Raw genomic sequence first — 18,512 nt, forward strand, 5'->3', positions numbered from 1 at the left:
GGGAATCGCGGACCCGGCTTCCGGAAGGACACATGCGGCGACAAGAACGGCGGCGACGAGACATGCGGCTGCGCGCACTGCTGAACACCGACGCGCTGGGGCTGCGCCTGCTCGGCGGCGAGGACGAGCTGGACCGCACCGTGCGCGGTGTGATGACCACGGACCTGAAGGACCCGAGCCGTTACCTCTCGGGCGGTGAACTGGTCCTCACCGGCCTCGCGTGGCGGCACGACGCCGCCGACTCCGAGCCGTTCGTCCGCATCCTCATCGCCGCGGGCGTCGCCGCTCTCGCCTCGGGCACGGCCGAGCTGGGCGGCGTCCCGGACGACCTGATCGCGGCCTGCGCCCGGCACCGTCTGCCGCTGTTCGCCGTGGACCAGTCGGTGGCGTTCGCCACGGTGACCGAGCACGTCGTACGGCAGGTCTCCGGCGAGCGGGCCGGGGACCTGGCGGCCGTGGTGGACCGGCACCGCCGGATGATGACCTCGGGTCCGGCGGGCGGCGGCCCGGAGGTGGTCCTGGACCTGCTCGGCTCGGACCTGGATCTGCGCGCCTGGGTGCTCTCCCCCGTCGGCCGTCCGATCGCCGGCCCGACGCCGGGCCTTGCGGCGGACGTGTGCTCCGCGCTGGCCGCCGAGCACCTGGCCGCGGTGCGCACGGGCCGCCGCGGACCGCACCGGGTGACGATCGGCACGACGACGTACTCGCTCTTCCCCATCCCCAGCGGCAGCCACACGGGCGAAGCCGCGCCGGACGTGCGCGAGACCGTGCTGTCCGGCTGGCTGCTCGCGGTGGAGGCGGACGCCGGGGACTGGCCCGCGGAGCGGCTCGACCTGCTCCAGGGCGTCACCCAGCTGATAGCGGTGGAGCGGGACCGGCGGGACGCGGCGCGCACCGTGCGGCGCCGGCTCGCTCAGGAAGTACTGGAGCTGACACAGACGGGGGCCGCGCCCACGGAGATCGCCGCCCGGCTGCGGGTGGCCACGCCCGTGCTGCTGCCCGGTCTCGGCGTGGCCCCGCACTGGCAGGTCGTCGTGGCCCAGGTCGAGTGGGACGGCGGCTCGGTCGAGAGTGGACCGGTCGCCCAGTCGCTCCTCGAGGAGATCCTGGTCGGCGCTCCCGCGAACTCCTCGAACAGGGAGTACCCCCAGCCGACGGGCCCGGAGCACCCCGACCGCATCGCCGTGGCCCACATGGGTGACGAGGCGATCGCTCTGGTCCCGCTGCCGGGGGTCTCCTCGGAGCACGCCGGCGCCGAGTCGGGCATCCTCGCGGACACTCTGCTGGATGCCGTACAAGGCCCGCTGTCCGCGGGGCTCGACGACGACGGCCGGATCACCCTGGGCGTCAGCGCCGCTGTGCACTCGGCCGACGGGCTGCGCGGCGCCCTCGAGGAGGCGCGGCACGCCCGCCGGGTCGCCGCGGCCCGCCCCGGACGGGTCTGCGCGGCCGGCCATCAGGAACTGGCCTCGCACGTCCTGCTGCTGCCGTTCGTCCCGGACGACGTGCGCCGTGCCTTCACGGCCCGCCTCCTGGACCCGCTGCGCGACTACGACCGCCGGCACCGCGCCGAGCTGATCCCGACCCTGGAGGCGTTCCTCGACTGCGACGGCTCCTGGACCCGCTGCGCGACCCGGCTCCACCTGCACGTCAACACACTGCGCTACCGGGTCGGCCGCATCGAGCAGTTGACGAGCCGTGACCTCTCGCGCCTCGAGGACAAGCTCGATTTCTTCCTCGCGTTGCGCATGAGCTGAGGTCGCGGCACCGGGGAGCCGCTGTCACTGGTGCCCCTGAAGCCCCAGACTTTGTGAAAACTTTCACCCGACCTCTTGGCCCGGTGCCGCGATTGGTGCTGGAATGCCGCCACCACTCAACAGCTCAATGGCGTGCTCTGGGAGGGCAATGTGGCGCATACCGCCATGTCTGGTTCCGGAACGACCTCAGCTGACGATCCCCTCCAGACCGCGGTATGGCGGTTGCGCTCACGCGCATGCTGGGCCGACGCGGCTGCCCTCCTCCAGCCGCACACGGCCGGGGCCTCGCTCCAGCGGGCCTCGTTGCTCGTCGAGCGATGCCTGTACACCGAGCGGGGCTGGGAGGACGCCGAGGACGCGCTACGCACGGCCGAAGCGCAGGCCCACAGCGACGAGGAGCGTGGCGCGGCGGCCTGTGAGCGCGGACAACTGGCGTACGCGGCCACGCTGCACGGGGTACGCGACCGGGCGGACGAGGCACGGGCCGCGCTCGGCCGGGCCGCCGCGCTGATCCCGCCCGGCACCCCGGGCCGGGCGCTGCTGGACTTCCGGCGCGGACTCCTCGCCGAGAACCTGACCCACTCCCCGCAGGCGGCCCGCGCCGCCTACCAGCGCGCCCACGCGAACGCCTCCGCGCACGGCGACGAGTTACTGCTTTCCTTCACCTGGCGCCACCTCTCCGGACTAGCCCTGCGGGACGGCGAGCTGGCGGAGGCACGGCACGGTTTCGGCGAGTCGCTGCGCATCCGCGAGGAACTGGGCTACCTCGTCGGTACGGCACCGGCGCTCGCGTCGCTCGCGGACACGGAGAGCGAACCCGAGGCGTCCCGGCTGCGCGCCGAGGCGGGCCGGCTGTTCCGTCTCCTGGGCGGGGTGCCGACCTGGCTGGCACGCCAGCTGACAGCGGCGGAACCGCCACCAGAACCGGCCGCTTCGTAGGCGTTTCTTCGCATTCGCCCCGTTCCGAGTTCAGAGGGCTCTGAGAAATTGCTGTGCCAGGCTGGCGCGCCGATCGGCCGACACGGGCCACAACCGTGCCGCTCGTCCCCACGGTCGCCTCTTGGAGGAGCACCTGATGAACCTCGTCAACGGCTTGCCCGCGCACGTTCTGTTCGTCCACATAGTCGTCGTACTGGTCCCCCTGAGCGCGCTGGCGCTCGTGGTCGGCGCTTTCTGGCCGAAGGCCGCGCGACGGCTGGGCCTGATCCTGCCCGTGCTCGCGTTCGCCACCCTGGCGGCCGTGCCTCTGACCACCCAGGCCGGTGAGTGGCTGGAGCGGCACGTCGGCAGCGACGCGCTGGTGCGCCGACACGCCGAACTCGGCGACGGGCTGCTGCCCTGGGTCGCGGGCCTGTTCGCGCTGGCGACGGTCGTCTGGTGGACGACCCGCCGGACGCCCGCACCGCAGGCCGGCTCCTCGGCGGCGGCCGGGACGCGCGGCGGCGCGGCCGTCCGGATCGCGGCGGCCGTGCTGTCCGTCGTGGTGGCCGCCGGCGCGGTCGTCGACGTCTACCGCATCGGTGACTCCGGAGCGAAGGCAGCCTGGCACGACGGCTTCTCACAGAAGGCCACGACGCACGGAGAGGGAGAGGGAGACTGACAGCCCGGTGGGAGCGGTGCGGTACCCGGCCCTCAGGCCGTCACCGCGAAGTGCTCCCGCACCAGGGACTGCACCACCGCAAGGTCCCGGGCGGCCAGCGCGTCCAGCAGTGCCACGTGCTCGGACGCATCGGCGAGCAGGTCGGTTCGGTCCCGCGAGACCTGCCCGCCGAGGAGCGGCCACTGGGCGCGGCGGTGCAGGTCCTCCGCGACCCGCGCGAGCTGCTCGTTGCCCGCGAGGATGAGCACGGCGCGGTGGAAGGCCCGGTCGGACTCGGCGTAGGTAGCCGGGCACCCCAGGGACGCGGCCAGGACTGTCGCCTCGGCCAGCGGGCGTAGCTCCGCCCAGTGTTCGACCGGCACCGTCCGGGCCAGCCGCAGCATCACCGGGACCTCGACCAGCGCCCGTACCTCGGCGAGTTCGGCCAGCTCGCGGGCGCCGCGCACGACGACCCGGAAGCCCCGGTTGGGCACGACCTCGACGGCGCCCTCCTGGGCGAGTTGTTGCATGGCCTCGCGCACCGGGGTCGCGGACACCCCGAACCGCTCGCCGAGCGCGGGCGCCGAGTAGACCTCGCCGGGCTCCAGCTCCCCCGCGACCAGCGCGGCACGCAGGGCGTCGAGTACCTGCCGGCGCACCGAGGCCCGCTGGACGACGGGGCGCTCGCCCATCGGGCGCGGCCACGGGATCGGGGGCTCGCTGGCGGGGTGCTCACCACGCGTGGAGGCCGCGGCGGCGCCCCGCTCGCGCACTTCACCGCCCGGCCCAAGCAGTGCCGGCATCCGGGCGGCGTCCGTACGGAACTCCGGAACCCCCGTCTCGACGGAGCCCTCCGCACTGCGGGAACGGGCCTGTTCCACGGGCTCCTCCTCCGGTCTGACTACGCCGGGCGGCACTTGGGGTCATTCATGGGGTTTTACTGCTCGTAAAGCACCTTAAGCGTCTTGCGCTCCAGTTCAAACATCAATCTCATCAGGTAAGGTAAGGCTTGCCTTTGAACGATCGTGAAATGGCGGCCCGTATGCCCCTCACCGTCTCGCTCTCGTCCGCGCTCACGGACGCGTACGCCCGGCTGACCGAGGTCTACCCGTACCTGACGGTCACTCAACTCGATCCCGGTGAGGCGCTACCCGAGGGCGACGGCTGGGCCCGCACGGCATGGCTCGCTCAGGGCGGGGCCGCGCTCGACTCGTTCCTGGCCTGGGACGAGGCACAGGTGCTCCGCGACTACGGGCAGCGGGCCCGCCCGGACGTGGTGGCGAGCTTCGGGCTGCACCGGTACGCATCGCCGGCCTGCCTGCTGATCACCGCCCCCTGGTTCCTTCTGCGCCGGGTGCCGCGCCTGCCCGTCGAGCACGTCGCGTTCCAGCGCTCCCTCGGACACATGGCGGTGCGACCGAGCGCGTTCGCCTGCCTGCCGGACGACCCGGCCGCCTCCCTGCCCGGCGCCCGGGTGGTGGCGGACGAGGAGGCGCTGCGTGCCGAGGTGCGGGCGGCCGTGGCCGAGCACCTGGAGCCGGTCCTCACGGGCTTCGCGCCGCGCATGCGCCGACGCGGGCGGGCGCTGTGGGGCATGGCGACCGACGAGGTCGTCGAGGGGCTCTGGTACGTGGCCCACCTGCTCGGCGAGGAGCCACGCGCGAGGCAGGAGTTGGACCTGTTGTTGCCGGGCGCGACACGGCCGTACGCAGGCTCGGCCGCGTTCCGTGAACTGACCGGCCCGAACGGCGAGTCGCTGCCCACGCGCGACCGTGCGAGCTGCTGCTTGTTCTACACGCTGCGCCCCAAGGACACCTGCGTCACCTGCCCTCGGCTGTGCGACGCCGACCGCGTCACCAAGCTGACGGCCCCGACTTCAGCCTGATCGCCACATCACCAAACCTATTGGTGCCACGGTCTGCTGATGCCGATTCAGCCCCTCGTCGGCCGGTCGTGCGCCGCGTACCGTAAGATCCCCTCCGGATAAGATCCCACGCGGGTCACATGCGTTTCACGAGCTCCTCATTCGCCGCAGGAATTTCCCGTGGAAGCAGCCGTACGGGTATCTTGTTCGAACTCAACTCCCGCCCCTCAAGCACCAGTTCGAGCAGAACGCCATCCAGGGCATCCCCTTGCGCTTCCTTGGCGGCCTCTTGCCCCGAAACCCCCTGAGGAACGACGGGATTGGGCCACTATGGCGGGCGTTACACCCTATCCCCATGCAAGGGACCCCAGATGACACTGACCGACATATCGCTGAACTGGTTGCTTCCGGGCGCCGTGCTGCTCCTGGGCGTGGTGGCGGCGGTGGCGGTGCTCGCACGCGGCAAGCGGTCCAAGGAAAGCACGAGCGCCGACGACTCGTGGGAGCGCAGCGAGGAGCGCCGCAGGCGCAAGGAAGCCATCTACGGCATCGCGTCCTACGCGCTGCTCTTCTGCTGTGCGGCCGTCGCCGCGGCGCTCTCCTTCCACGGCCTGGTCGGCTTCGGCGAGCAGAACCTCGGCCTCTCCGGAGGCTGGGAGTACCTGGTCCCGTTCGGCCTGGACGGCGCGGCCATGTTCTGCTCCGTGCTCGCGGTGCGCGAGGCCAGCCACGGTGACGCCGCGCTCGGCTCCCGGATCCTCGTGTGGGCGTTCGCCGGCGCCGCGGCCTGGTTCAACTGGGTGCACGCCCCGCGGGGCATCGACCACGCGGGCGCCCCGCACTTCTTCGCGGGCATGTCGCTGTCGGCGGCGGTGCTCTTCGACCGCGCACTGAAGCAGACCCGCCGCGCCGCACTGCGCGAGCAGGGCCTGGTGCCCAGGCCACTGCCGCAGATCCGTATCGTCCGCTGGCTGCGAGCCCCCCGTGAGACGTACAAGGCCTGGTCGCTGATGCTCCTGGAGAACGTGCGCAGCCTGGACGAGGCCGTCGAGGAGGTCCGCGAGGACCAACGCAACAAGGAGCAGAACAAGGCGCGCCAGCGCGAGCAGCGGCGGGTCGAGCGGGTGCACCTCAAGGCGCTCAGCCGCGGCCACCGCTCGCTGACCGGCGGCAACGGCGGTCGCAAGGTCGAGGTGCAGACCGTGGAGCGGGCGAGCGAACCGGTCCCTTCGGAGCCTGCCCTACCGGCGGCGGAGCTGCCCGTGCACACTCGCCCCTCGCTCCAGCCGGTCCGGCCCTCCTCCGCTGACGCGATCACCGTCGACCTCACCGCCGAGGACGACACCATGGCTCTGCCGCGACTCGACTCCCTGGAGCGCAAGCTCAAGGACCTCGAGCAGCAGTTCGGCTAGCACAGAACGCACTCACAGGGCCGAGGGGCGCGGCGGAATGCCGCGCCCCTCACCCGTTGCTCAGGCGACCCCCGCGTCGAGCTCGAACCACACCGACTTCCCGACGCCGTGCGCCCGTACGCCCCAGGCGTCCGCCAGGGACTGCACCAGGACCAGGCCCCTGCCGTGCGTACCGTCCTCGGCGGTCGGCATCCGCGGGCTCGGCCTGCGCCCCACGAAGTCACGTACCTCCACACGGAGTCCACGCGAGGAGACGGTGGCCGTCAGGACGGCGTCGTCATCGGTGTGGATCAGCGCGTTGGTGACCAGCTCGCTGGTGAGCAGTTCGGCTGTCTCCGACCTTCCCGGCCTACCCCAGTGCGTCAGCAGCTCCCGCAGCGCCCTGCGCGCCTCGGGCACCGCCTTCAGATCGGCCCGCCCCAGCCTGCGCCTGAGTTGCACGCCGTCCGACCGGCCCGCCGCGCTGTCGGTCGTCTTCTTGGCCTTCCTCACCGACATGGCCCCGAGAACCACGGGACCACCCCCTCGTGCTCGCCTCTTCATGACCCCCCGCACATGAATGTGATGCCCTTCCTGCTCGAACACCCTCACGGGATCCATGCCCCGTACGAAGGACCCCAGTCATGTGGAATCGTCAACAACCAACCGTACGTGCCTGGTTGCGCGCCACTTGACCGATTTGCAACGGTCGCAGGCCCGTGTGCGCGCGGAAGACGAGGTCTCTCGTGGAGGGCACGTCAGCGTCACGGACGGGGCACGTTGCGCAGGTTGGAGCGGGCCATCTGCACCATGCGTCCGACCCCGCCGTCCAGCACCATCTTCGAGGCGGAGAGCGCGAAGCCCGTCACCATCTCCGCACTGATCTTGGGTGGGATGGACAGCGCGTGCGGGTCGGTGACCACGTCGACCAGGGCCGGTCCCGGATGCCGGAAGGCGTCCTTCAGGGCGCCCGCGAGCTGCTTGGGCTTCTCGACCCGGATGCCGTACGCCCCGCACGCGCGGGCCACCGCGGCGAAGTCGGGGTTCTTGGTGGCGGTGCCGTACGAGGGCAGCCCGGCGACCATCATCTCCAGCTCCACCATGCTCAGCGAGGAGTTGTTGAACAGAACCACCTTCACCGGCAGGTCGTACTGCACAAGGGTCAGGAAGTCGCCCATCAGCATGGAGAACCCGCCGTCTCCGGACATCGACACGACCTGCCGGCCCAGGTCGGTGAACTGCGCACCGATCGCCATCGGCAGTGCGTTCGCCATCGACCCGTGGGAGAACGAACCGATGATGCGTCGACGGCCGTTGGGAGAGATGTAGCGGGCGGCCCACACGTTGCACATCCCGGTGTCGACCGTGAAGACCGCGTCCTCGTCCGCCATCTCGTCGAGCACCGCGGCCACGTACTCGGGGTGGATCGGGATGTGCTTCTCGACCTTGCGCGTGTACGCCTTCACCACACCCTCGAGCGTGTCCGCGTGTTTCTTCAGCATTTTGTCGAGGAAGCGGCGGTTCTCCTTGGGCTTCACGCGCGGGACGAGACAGCTCAGGGTCTCCTTCACATCGCCCCACACCGCGAGGTCCAGCTTGGAGCGGCGGCCAAGGTTCTCCGGTCGCACGTCGATCTGAGCGATCGTCACGTCATTGGGGAGGAAGGCGTTGTACGGAAAGTCGGTGCCCAGCAGGATCAGCAGATCGCACTCATGGGTGGCCTCGTACGCGGCGCCGTAACCGAGCAGTCCGCTCATACCGACGTCGTAGGGGTTGTCGTACTGGATCCACTCCTTGCCGCGCAGGGCATGCCCCACCGGGGACTTGATCTTCCCGGCGAACTCCATGACCTCGGCGTGGGCGCCCGCCGTGCCGCTGCCGCAGAAGAGGGTGACCTTCTCGGCCCGGTCGATCATCTCGACGAGCTTGTCGATCTCCTCGTCGCCGGGACGGACGGTGGGCCGGGAGGTGACGAGCGCCGTCTCGGCGGGCCGGTCAGGGGCGGGCTCGTCGGCGATGTCACCGGGAAGCGAGACGACGCTCACCCCGCTGCGGCCGACCGCGTTCTGGATCGCCGTCTGCAGCAGCCTGGGCATCTGCTTGGGGTTGGAGATCAGCTCGCTGTAGTGGGAACACTCGCGGAACAGCTGGTCCGGATGGGTCTCCTGGAAGTAACCCAGGCCGATCTCGCTGGACGGGATGTGCGAGGCGAGAGCAAGCACCGGGGCCATGGAGCGGTGGGCGTCGTACAGGCCGTTGATGAGGTGGAGGTTGCCGGGGCCGCAGGAGCCCGCGCACGCGGTCAGCTTCCCGGTGATCTGCGCCTCGGCTCCCGCCGCGAAGGCGGCGGTCTCCTCGTGTCGCACATGGATCCAGTCGATGGCCGAGTTCCGGCGCACGGCGTCCACGATCGGGTTCAGACTGTCGCCGACCACTCCGTACAGGCGTTTGACTCCGGCACGGGCGAGGATGTCGACGAACTGATCGGCGACCTTCTGCTTGGCCATGGATCCATGCACCCCTTCGGTTTCGAGATCCTGTCGTCGAACCGCCGTCGTCCGGCCGGTGGGCGGAAGCCCGGCGACAGAGCCTTGGTATCCATCAATCCACAGTGGCCAGGATCACGCCTCCCAAACGGCCGCCGCCGTACGGTCGTCGGCGTAGCCCTTCACCCGTACCGCGGTGTCCGCCAGGAAGGCGGCGAGGCCCGGCGGTCCAGCCGTCGACCAGCGGGTCGTCAGGTGCTCGGCGAGCTGCGGCTCACCACGCAGCGGGTCGGCGAGGCCGCTGGTGCACAGCAGGAGGGTGTCACCCGGGTGGGCGATGGAGGCACGGAAGCGGAAGGGGGCACGCGGCGGTTCGGGGGCCGGTTCGTACGGGCTCGGGGGCGTCGTGATCCCCAGGTCCATGGTGAGCCGGTCACCCTCGGGAGTCTCGGAGGGGAGCGAGCCGAAGCCGACCACCGCGTCGCCGGTCACCTCGGCCACCCGCGGCTCGATGTCCTGCCACTCGCCGCCCCGTAGCCGGAACAGCCCACCCTCTCCGACACCGAAGAACACCCGTGTTCGACAGGCCGGATCGGCCGGCAGCAGCAAGCAGCGGAGCGTGGCGGCGTACTCCTCGGGCTCGACGCCCTGCTCGGCGGCGCTGGCGCGGAGCTTGCCGAGGCTGCGGTCGGTCAGCCGGTTCAGGCCCGACTTGAGGTCGCCGCGCCGGGCGGCCCTGATGTCCTCGCCAAGACGGACATGACTGCGCCCGACGGCCCGCCCGATCCAATGACACACCTCGATCGCGGCCCGATGTGCCCCGGGCGTATCCCGTACGCCGGTGGCCATGGCGACAAGGACGAGCGCCTGGTCGCCGGTGCCGAAGCGGGCGGTCAGCAGGGAGTCCCGGCGCGGCTCGCCCCGGTAGCGGGCGGAGTCGCCGCGCACGGACGCCGCGCGCAACGTGCAGGCTCCGTACTGCGCCCCGTCCAGCACGGTGTCGGCGACCAGGTCCTCCAGGCCGTCCGGATCGGCGGGAGGGAGGGTGGTGGGCTCGGCGTCGTAGGTGGGCGGTCCCGAGCCGACGTGTCCGAGCGAGGGTGGGGTGCGGGGGACGGTGAGTCGCGGCGGCGCGGGTTCCGCGGCCGCAGGGGCGGGTTCCGCGCCACCGGGCGGGGCCGGGACCACGGGCGCGGGAGCGGGAGCGGGAGCGGGAGCGGGAGCGGATGACGCGATCCCGGTCGGCGGGGCCGCGGGGCGACCCGGTGGCGCGGGCGGCTTGCTCGGAAGCGGAGTCAGGGGGGCCGGGGCGGACGAAACCTCGGGCCGGGGGCCGCTGCGCGGTGGCCGTGCGCGCAACCCCGGTGGTTGAGGGCCGAGGGGGAACGTCACGGGGCCCGGCGGCCGGCTGGAGGGGGGCTCCCACGGGGCGCTTCCCCGGGTATCCGCTCGGTCGGCCGAGTCCGGGAGCGGGGCGGGGCCGATGCGCCGGGCTGCGGCCTCCGCGCCCGGCGCGGAGGCGTCCGCGACGGGCTCGTCGGAGGTGGCCCCACTCCCCCGGCCCACAGCACCGTCCCCCGGCCCAGGCACGACCGGAGGCGCCTCAGGGGCCGACGGTCCCGCAGCGGGTAACGGCACCTCGGGAGCCGGCGACGCTCCGTCTCTGTCCCCGTCACCGACGGATTCCTGGCCCACCACCGCGCCCGCCGCCGAGGCGAAGCGGTCATCGAGCGTGTCGGCCGCGGGGGCCGCTCCCGTGTCCCCTCCGGAGTCGTCGTACAACTGCCCCCACCAGTCGTCCTCGTGCTCGGCGGGCCTCTCCCCCTGTTGGCTCATGCCCCCAATTGTCCACCGCACGGGCCGTATGAAAATGGGGCAACAAGAAAATCGGCCAGACGATGGGCGTGTGGCCGGTACGCCACCGGCTCCCGCGCTGTGCGCCGGACGGGACCACGCACGGTGAGAGAAATCCGGCCATCGCGAGACGGCCCGCCGAACGGTTCCACCCCCCACAGGTGGACCGCCCGGCGGAGCCGCGGTGACCGGACCTGGCACGTGTCCAGGGTCCCGTCACGTTCTTGCGTCCGAGTAGCCCTCGGCCTGGCAGGCCATGCGCAACCGGCATCGCGAGATTTGGGGCGACTGTCCACTTTCGTCGTACGCGATGAGCAGCGACGGGGTTCGCCAAGCCCCCCTTACCGGCCGCACATCCACATCGCGGCAAGCCAAGTAGGCTCGATCCGAGTATCGGGAGCGGCTGTTGTTTCAGCAGTGATGCCACTTTGGCAGAGGGGAAGGGGATACGGCGATGATGTGCTGAGGCGGGATTGTGCCTTGGCCGGTTTCCGCCATGGCACCGCACCACGGGGGTGGTCTTTGGGGAGGAACGACGGCTGATGCTGGCAGTGATAGGTCTGGACGAGACTCACGAGTCGGCCTACCGGGCACTGGTGTCCGTGGGCGCCGCCGATGTGCCCGATCTCGCACGGAGGCTGACGATCGGTGAGCATGCCACCGAGCGCGCCCTGCGCCGACTGGAGCGGCACGGCCTCGCGGCCCAGTCGTCGGCGCGCCCCGGCCGCTGGGTCGCCGCACCGCCCGGGGTCGCCCTGGGCGCGCTGCTCACCCAGCAGCGGCATGAGTTGGAGAAGGCGGAACTGGCGGCCGCGATGCTCGCCGAGGAGTACCGGGCGGCGGCCGCCGAGCCCGCGGTGCACGACCTGGTCGAGGTGGTCATCGGCGCGGCCGCGGTCACCCAGCGGTTTCTGCAGCTCCAGCTCGGCGCGACCGAGGAGGTCTGCGCACTGGTCACCGGTGCCCCGGTCGCCGTGACCGGTATGGAGAACGACGCGGAGGAGCAGGCGGCGGGCCGTGGTGTCCACTACCGCGTCGTGGTCGAGCGGACCGTGCTGGACCAGCCCCAGGGCATCACCGAACTGACCGCCGCGCTCGTCCGCGACGAACATGTGCGGGTGGTCGACAAGGTTCCGACCAAACTGGTGGTCGCCGACCGTTCGCTGGCGATGGTGCCGCTCACCTCCCCCACCGCGGAGCCGGCCGCGCTCGTCGTGCACGCGAGCGGGCTGCTGGAACTGCTGTCCGGTCTCTTCGAGTCCGTGTGGCGGGAGGCGCTGCCCCTGCAGCTCGGGACGTCCGACGTCACCGAGCAGGAGCCGAACGGCCCCGACGGCACCGATCTGCAAGTCCTGTCCCTGCTGCTCGCCGGCCTGACCGACGCGAGTGTCGCCAAACAGCTCGACCTGGGCCTGCGTACCGTACAGCGCCGGGTGAAACGGCTGATGGAGCTGAGCGGGGTGACGACCCGGCTGCAGCTCGGCTGGCACGCGTACGAACGGGGCTGGGTGGCGCGGGACTGACCCGCGCTCCCTGCGCCCGACGAGCCGGTCGGAAGGGGCCCGCTCCACTACGGCTGGCGCCCGTTGTCAGCCGAGGGACGCCGGATCGATCGTGTCCGCGAGCGCGCTCATCCCCGCGTCGTTGAAGTGAAGGTGATCGCCCGGGTCGTAGGCGGGCAGGATGCGGGCGGGGTGGGCGGGGTCGCGGATGACGGCGTCGAAGTCCGCGACCGCGTCGAAGAGTTCCCCACGCATGAGGGTGTTGATCTTCTGCCGTACGGCCTCCCGCTCCGGTGTCCAGGTGCTGTGACCGCTGAACGGCGTGAGCGTGGCGCCGATGACGCGGATGCGGTGGGTGTGCGCGCGGGTCACGATCCGGCGGTAGGCCTGTACGTAGGCGCTCGGATTCATCTGGGGTGGGGTGAGGATGAGGTCGTTGATCCCCTCCAGGACGATCAGTGTGTGTACTCCGCTGCGGGAGAGGGCATCGGCGTCCAGGCGAGCGAGGGCGCTCGGGCCCGTTCCGTCCATGAGGAGCCGGTTGCCGCCGATCCCGGCGTTGAGAACACCGGGCCTGCGGCTTACGGGCAGCGCGCGCAGACGCTCCGAAAGCAGGTCGGGCCAGCGGTGGTTGGCGCCGTAGGAGGATCCGGTGCCATCGGTGAGGGAGTCGCCGAACGCGACGACACTGCCGGCGGCGGCCGGGCCCAGGACGTCGACCCCGGTCACGTAGTACCAGTGGGAGACGGTCCTGGTGTAAGCGGCCCCGTCGATGTCGGTGGCCCGATTGCCCCCCTCGGCGATGAAGTTGGTCTGCAGGGCGGTCTCGTGGAACGTCGCAGGGCCGAAGTCGCCGGGGGTGTGCACGGTGACGAGGAGGTCGGTCTCCGCGTGGACGCTGAGCCCGACGGGGTCGCTGACGCGGTCCTCGCCCACCGGGACGGTCACGGAGGCGGCACCGGCGAAGGTGGCGCTGCGCATGGAGCCGGGAACCGCGTCGGGACCGACGGACACACCCGGCCGCTGCAACGCGACGGTGACTGCGTCGAGTTGGAGGGGGGCGGTGCCGAGTCGGTTGGAGACGTGGATACGGAGGGCGGTGCCGCCGACGCTGATGTGCACGACATTTCGGATGGAGGCGTCCGGGAGGGCGGGGGCGATTCCGGAAGGGGCGGCCTCCCAGGTGCCGGTCCAGTGCGGGACGGTCTCGGAACGGGCTGATGCACCTTGGAAGGTGGCCGTGGTCGACACGACGGTGAAGGCGAGAACGACGAGGCAGCGGCGCAAGGTCCCCCTCGCGCGGAGCAGTTGAATCATGCGCAGACACTCTTTTCGCGGGCGGCCCCGGGCGCGGGGCCGGCGTTCCCTGACTTCCCACGACACGCCGACGAGTCAACACGCCGTCACACCTTCGAGTGCATAAGGCGAATTACTCATTGCGAGCAACCCAATCGCCGGTTCCCGCTGGAGGATCCTGGCCAGGTCGACCGCCTGACGGCGGCGAAGGGGGAGCCGGACGGGCCGACTCCCCACTCCAGAGGGTCCGGTGGGTCAGGCAGAGCCGCTCCCGCCTACCGCCACCGTCCGCGCTTCGCCTCCATCGCGGCCCTCCCCTGGGCTCCCTTCCGCTTCCACTCGCGCCGCAGCTCCGCCCGTACCCGAGCGTCCGTCTTGGCGACGATCCACTGGTTCTCCCTGAGCAGCTTCCGGTAGCTCTCCAGGCGCCGCTCGGGCAGGTCCCCGTCCTCGACCGCCGCGCGCACCGCGCAACCGGGCTCGGTGTCGTGGGCGCAGTCGTCGAAGCGGCAGTCCTCCGCCAGTTCCTGGATCTCCGAGAACACCTGACCGACACCGGTCTCGGCGTCCCAGAGCCCCACCCCGCGCAGGCCGGGCGTGTCGATGAGGACGCCTCCACCGGGCAGGGCGAGCAGATTGCGCGTGGTCGTGGTGTGACGCCCCTTCCCGTCCACGTCCCGCGTGGCGTGCACGGTCATGACGTCCTCGCCGAGGAGCACGTTCGCGAGGGTCGATTTCCCCGCGCCGGACTGCCCGAGCAGCACGGACGTACCGCCGGACAGGAGCGCGGCGAGGACATCGAGCCCCTCTCCCCGCTGGGAGCTGACCGGCAGGACCTGCACTCCGGGCGCGGTCGTCTCCACGTCCTGGACGAGGTACGAGAGTGTCGTCGCGTCCGGCACCAGGTCGGCCTTGGTGAGCACCACGACCGGCTGTGCCCCGGACTCCCAGGCCAGCGCGAGGAACCGTTCGACGCGGCCGAGGTCCAGCTCCACGGCGAGCGACACGGCGACGACGGCGTGGTCGACGTTGGCCGCGAGGATCTGCCCCTCGGACCGCTTGGAGGAGGTGGAGCGCACGAAGGCGGTACGGCGCGGCAGATACGTCCGTACGTAGCGGGGGCTTCCCCCGGGTTCGACGGCGACCCAGTCGCCGGTGCACACGACCCGCATGGGGTCGTGCGGTGTGACGAAGGCGGTGTCGGCGCGCAGCACCCCGTCGGGGGTGACCACGTCGCACTGGCCGCGGTCGACCCGGACGACCCGCCCGGCGATCAGTCCTTCGGCGTCGTAAGGGGCGAACTCCGACTCCCAGCCCTCGTCCCAGCCGTACGGGGTGAGAGGGTGCGCCGAAGCCGAAAGAGAAGAGAGATTCAAGGGGGAACCCTTCAAAGGGGCGGCCCCGGCATCGCGCAAGTCTGCGCTGTGAGAGAGGTCAGCCGGAGGCCACGGAGGTGGAGTGGATGATCTTCTGGTTGCGGGCAGCGCCCATCACAGAGACAGCCATCAGTCACACCTCCCGTTCCTCACTCAGCCGACAGTGGCAGCCAATGACCGCCGCAAGAAGCAGTCTTCACTCTAGAGTGGCACGCGCTCGGATGCCACCGAATTACCTGCTCCCTCCGCCGCGCACCCTCGTGCACGGACCGACCGCGAAATCGAGGCGCGCCGCGACGTGACGCGCCACTGCGGCGGAGGGGTCGCCGTCGGCACCTCACTGCCCAGGTGACGGTTCATCGCCACCGCTGGAGTTCCGGGCCGCACTGTCTGGACCGTCCAGAACCGGTGGATCACCGAGTTCTCGCAGGAATGTGCGGATCCGGTCCACTTCGGAATGGACCACGCGGATTTCGAGGTGGATGTCGAGGGCCTCGCGCAAGGCTCCCCTGGCCGATTCGACGGCTCCCAAGGCACGGTAGGTCTCGCCCAGGTGGGCCAGCGCCAACGCTTCGTTGTAGCGGTGGTGCAGCGCACGATTGAGGTCCAGGCCGTGCTGGTAGCAGTCGACGGCCTTCGCGTATTCGCCGAGCTGATGGTAGGCGTAGCCGAGGGTGTCCCAGGTGCTGGCCTGGCCTCGTACGTCGCCCAGTTCCCGCTGGATGGCCAGCGCCTCCTCGCCGCGGTGTACCGACGCGGCATAGTCCCCGAGGTGGGCGTGGTCCCAGGCCACCGCGTTCAACGCGCCGGCCAGCCCCGGGAGGTGTCCGGCCGACGTGAACAGGTCCACGGCCTGCTGATCGTGCCGCAGGGCGGCCCGACTGTCGCCCTCGCGCTCGTACAACCAGCCCAGAGCCAGGTGGGTGTAGGCGGCGGAGGGGACATTGCCGTTCGCCTCGGAGAGGGCCAGCGCCCGGGCCAGTTCCTGGTGGGCTTCCGCGAAGCGGCCGGTCTCCGTACAGGCCCAGGCCAGCGCGCGATGGGACTCGGCCTGGGCCGTCGGGTCCCCGAGACGAACCGCGGCGGCGAACGCGGTGCTGTGCGCGGCGGTGACATCGGCCCACCACGACCGGCGGGCGAGGAAGGTGGTGATCGCCCATGCCGTCCGCCATGCCTGAACATCGTGTCCGGTGCGTACCGCGTGGCTGACGGCGGCCATCAGCACAGTGTGCTCGTTCGCGAACCACGTCATGGCCCGGTCTGCGTCGGCGAGTTCCTCAAGGCGCGTGCCGTCCGCGGGTGATGCCGACGGGAGCGGGTCGCGGTAGGGCAGCAGAAGCCGGTCGGCTGCGTACGCCGTGTGCGCGTAGTGGTCGAGAACACGGGTGAGTGCCGCGTCCGCTTCGTCGGCGGGGGCGTCGGTTTCCGTCACCTCCAAGGCGTAGGCACGCAGCAGGTCGTGGCAGGTGAAGCGGCCGGGTACGCGCTCCTGAACGAGGTGGTGGGCCTGGAGCCGGTGCAGCCGGGTACGGAGGCGGGGCAGCGGCAGAGCGGTAAGGCTGGCGGCGGCGGCCAGGCTGATGTCGGCCCCAGGAGCCTGGGCGAGTTGTCGGAACACGCGGGCGGAATCGGCGTCGAGTGCGCGGTAGGACGAGGCGAAGACGACCCGTATGCCGCTGCTCTCCTCGCCCGTCTCCAGGGCGTCCAGCGGGGTCGTCGCTTCTCGCAGTTCGGCCGCCAGGGCGGTCAGGGTGAGTATCGGGTTCGTCGTGAGACGGGCGGCGAGGACGCTGATGGCGATCGGGAGCCCGGCGCAGTGGTGGAGGAGTTCCGTCGCCGCCGCAGGTTCCGCGGCAAGCCGGTCAGCACCGAGGCGGCGGACGAGCAGGTTGCGCGCCTCGGCGAGGCCGAGTGTTTCCAGGGTGAGCTGGACGGCGCCGTGGGAGGCGGCGAGGCCGGGGAGTTGGTGGCGGCTCGTGATCAGGACCGTACAGTCGGCGCTGCCCGGTAGCAGAGGCGCCACCTGCTCGGTGTCACGGGCGTTGTCGAGCACGACGAGCAGTCGTCGGCCTGCCGTGAGGCTTCGGTACAGCGCGGCCTGGGCCTGCGGGGTGGCGGGAAGGCTCCCGGTGTCGGCGCCGAGGGCTTCCAGGAATCCCCGCATGACCGCGTACGGGTCCGCCGGTTCACCGGAGGGGGTGAAGCCCTGCAGAGCGGCGAACAGCTGACCGTCGGGAAAGCGCTCTTGCCGGCTGTGAGCCCAGCGCAGCGCCAGCGACGTCTTGCCTACGCCGCCGGTGCCGCAGATCGCGGCAATCGGTACGGTGCCGCTGTACGGCTCGCCCTGCGGGGCCAACAGTTTGTCCAGGTGAGCCAGTTCCTCCTCCCGTCCCATCAACAGGGGTGGCAGAGCCGGCAGTTGCCGGGGGTGTGTCGGCGGTGCCTGCACCGGGTCGGGCGTGGTGCTCCGTGCGGGTGGCGCGAGCCGCGGATCCGAGATCAGGATCTGCTGGTGCAGCTTCCGCAGCGGCGGTGCCGGGTCGATGCCGAGTTCCTCGGCGAGGCGACGACGCAGGTCCTCGTAGTGGTTGAGGGCGTCCGCGGGGCGTCCGACGCGGTAAAGGGCCAGCATCAGCTGGCCGACGAGCCGTTCGTCCAGCGAGTGGCTCTCGGTCAGCGCGGCCAGCACACCCACCAACTCGGCGTGGCACCCACGACGTAATTGGAGATCGCCCCAGTCCAGAACGGTCGCGAGGTGTTCGACGCGGGCCGCCTCGCGTTGGGAGTGGAACCACGGGGTGTCCATGCCGGGACACACGTCGCCCTGCCAGATCGCGAGGGCGTCCTCGAAGAGGCGCGCTGCCCCGTCCTCGTCCCCTGCGTGTGCGGCGGTCCGGGCCGTGGCGGCGAGGCCCCGGAAGCGGTACAGGTCGACGGCCGTGGCGGCGACGGTCAGTACGTATCCTCCCGACCGCCGCGCGATCCGCACCTCCTGGACCTGGGTGCCCAGCACGTGGCGCAGCCTGGAGAGATAGCTGTACAGCGTCGACCGGGCACGCTGCGGTGACCGGTCTCCCCAGACCCGGTCCACCAGTTCGTCCACCGTGACCACTTGGTCGGCTTCCAGCAGCAGCGCCGCGAGAACGCGCTGCTGCCGTGCGGGTCCGAGGTCCAGCCGATGGCCGTCGACCCGGACCTCGACCTCTCCCAGCACACGTAATTCGACCTCCACGCGAACCACCCCCGAGGCGGGATCTTAGGGCCCATGCCACCGGCTCTGAGCAGGTATTTCAAAGTTCGTTCAAGGTTCGGACACGGCCGGTCGAGCAGGGTGGTGGCCATCTCGTCGGACAGGTTCGGTGACGGGGAGGAGGCGAGCGATCTTGCCTGGGTTTTCCGGGACGGGC

The 18,512-nt window shown here is 71.1% G+C and carries 13 protein-coding genes; 6 read left to right on the forward strand and 7 right to left on the reverse strand.

Annotated elements, in window-relative coordinates:
* The first annotated feature begins 62 nt into the window (after positions 1 to 62).
* The 3 genes from ACWDEX_RS11850 to ACWDEX_RS11860 all read left to right on the forward strand — a co-directional run bounded on the left by ACWDEX_RS11850 (position 63) and on the right by ACWDEX_RS11860 (position 3,357).
* Positions 63 to 1,757 (forward strand): PucR family transcriptional regulator, encoded by a 1,695-nt coding sequence (locus ACWDEX_RS11850; protein ID WP_450463275.1) that lies wholly within the window; start codon positions 63 to 65, stop codon positions 1,755 to 1,757.
* 150 nt (positions 1,758 to 1,907) lie between these two features.
* On the forward strand, positions 1,908 to 2,696 hold the full coding sequence (locus tag ACWDEX_RS11855; protein ID WP_450463109.1) for a hypothetical protein: 789 nt from the start codon (positions 1,908 to 1,910) through the stop codon (positions 2,694 to 2,696).
* A gap of 136 nt (positions 2,697 to 2,832) precedes the next feature.
* Positions 2,833 to 3,357: a DUF2231 domain-containing protein gene (locus tag ACWDEX_RS11860; protein ID WP_450463110.1), complete on the forward strand. Its 525-nt coding sequence runs from the start codon at positions 2,833 to 2,835 to the stop codon at positions 3,355 to 3,357.
* Positions 3,358 to 3,389: 32 nt separating this feature from the next.
* Here the strand turns inward: ACWDEX_RS11860 and ACWDEX_RS11865 are convergent, their stop codons facing one another.
* The gene (locus ACWDEX_RS11865) at positions 3,390 to 4,217 is read right to left on the reverse strand and encodes a GntR family transcriptional regulator (protein ID WP_450463111.1); all 828 of its coding nucleotides are present in this window, start codon (positions 4,215 to 4,217) and stop codon (positions 3,390 to 3,392) included.
* A 161-nt stretch (positions 4,218 to 4,378) separates the two neighbouring features.
* Here ACWDEX_RS11865 and ACWDEX_RS11870 point away from each other — a divergent pair, with 161 nt between their 5' ends.
* Entirely contained in the window at positions 4,379 to 5,221 is an 843-nt protein-coding gene (locus ACWDEX_RS11870; protein WP_450463276.1) for a (2Fe-2S)-binding protein, read from the forward strand.
* Between the two features lie 350 nt (positions 5,222 to 5,571).
* Positions 5,572 to 6,612, forward strand: a complete 1,041-nt coding sequence (locus tag ACWDEX_RS11875) for a DUF2637 domain-containing protein (protein WP_450463112.1) — start codon at positions 5,572 to 5,574, stop codon at positions 6,610 to 6,612.
* A 60-nt stretch (positions 6,613 to 6,672) separates the two neighbouring features.
* On the opposite strand, the gene ACWDEX_RS11880 is transcribed toward ACWDEX_RS11875, so the two are convergent.
* The 3 genes from ACWDEX_RS11880 to ACWDEX_RS11890 all read right to left on the reverse strand — a co-directional run bounded on the left by ACWDEX_RS11880 (position 6,673) and on the right by ACWDEX_RS11890 (position 10,913).
* Positions 6,673 to 7,110, reverse strand: coding sequence for an ATP-binding protein (locus ACWDEX_RS11880; protein ID WP_450463277.1), 438 nt, complete (start codon positions 7,108 to 7,110; stop codon positions 6,673 to 6,675).
* A 245-nt stretch (positions 7,111 to 7,355) separates the two neighbouring features.
* The gene (locus ACWDEX_RS11885) at positions 7,356 to 9,098 is read right to left on the reverse strand and encodes a pyruvate dehydrogenase (RefSeq protein ID WP_450463113.1); all 1,743 of its coding nucleotides are present in this window, start codon (positions 9,096 to 9,098) and stop codon (positions 7,356 to 7,358) included.
* Positions 9,099 to 9,212: 114 nt separating this feature from the next.
* Complete coding sequence (locus tag ACWDEX_RS11890) at positions 9,213 to 10,913, reverse strand: protein phosphatase 2C domain-containing protein (RefSeq protein WP_450463114.1); 1,701 nt, start codon at positions 10,911 to 10,913, stop codon at positions 9,213 to 9,215.
* A 560-nt stretch (positions 10,914 to 11,473) separates the two neighbouring features.
* Here ACWDEX_RS11890 and ACWDEX_RS11895 point away from each other — a divergent pair.
* A complete protein-coding gene (locus ACWDEX_RS11895; RefSeq protein WP_450463115.1) occupies positions 11,474 to 12,454 on the forward strand; it encodes a helix-turn-helix domain-containing protein in 981 nt (326 codons plus the stop codon).
* 66 nt (positions 12,455 to 12,520) lie between these two features.
* On the opposite strand, the gene ACWDEX_RS11900 is transcribed toward ACWDEX_RS11895, so the two are convergent.
* The 3 genes from ACWDEX_RS11900 to ACWDEX_RS11910 form a co-directional block, all read right to left on the reverse strand.
* Positions 12,521 to 13,750, reverse strand: a complete 1,230-nt coding sequence (locus tag ACWDEX_RS11900; RefSeq protein WP_450463116.1) for an SGNH/GDSL hydrolase family protein — start codon at positions 13,748 to 13,750, stop codon at positions 12,521 to 12,523.
* Between the two features lie 254 nt (positions 13,751 to 14,004).
* Positions 14,005 to 15,105 (reverse strand): ribosome small subunit-dependent GTPase A, encoded by a 1,101-nt coding sequence (gene rsgA, locus ACWDEX_RS11905; protein ID WP_450463117.1) that lies wholly within the window; start codon positions 15,103 to 15,105, stop codon positions 14,005 to 14,007.
* A gap of 337 nt (positions 15,106 to 15,442) precedes the next feature.
* Positions 15,443 to 18,337: an AfsR/SARP family transcriptional regulator gene (locus ACWDEX_RS11910; RefSeq protein WP_450463118.1), complete on the reverse strand. Its 2,895-nt coding sequence runs from the start codon at positions 18,335 to 18,337 to the stop codon at positions 15,443 to 15,445.
* Positions 18,338 to 18,512: the final 175 nt, after the last annotated feature.

The sequence above is a fragment of the Streptomyces sp. NPDC001020 genome, assembly GCF_053599115.1.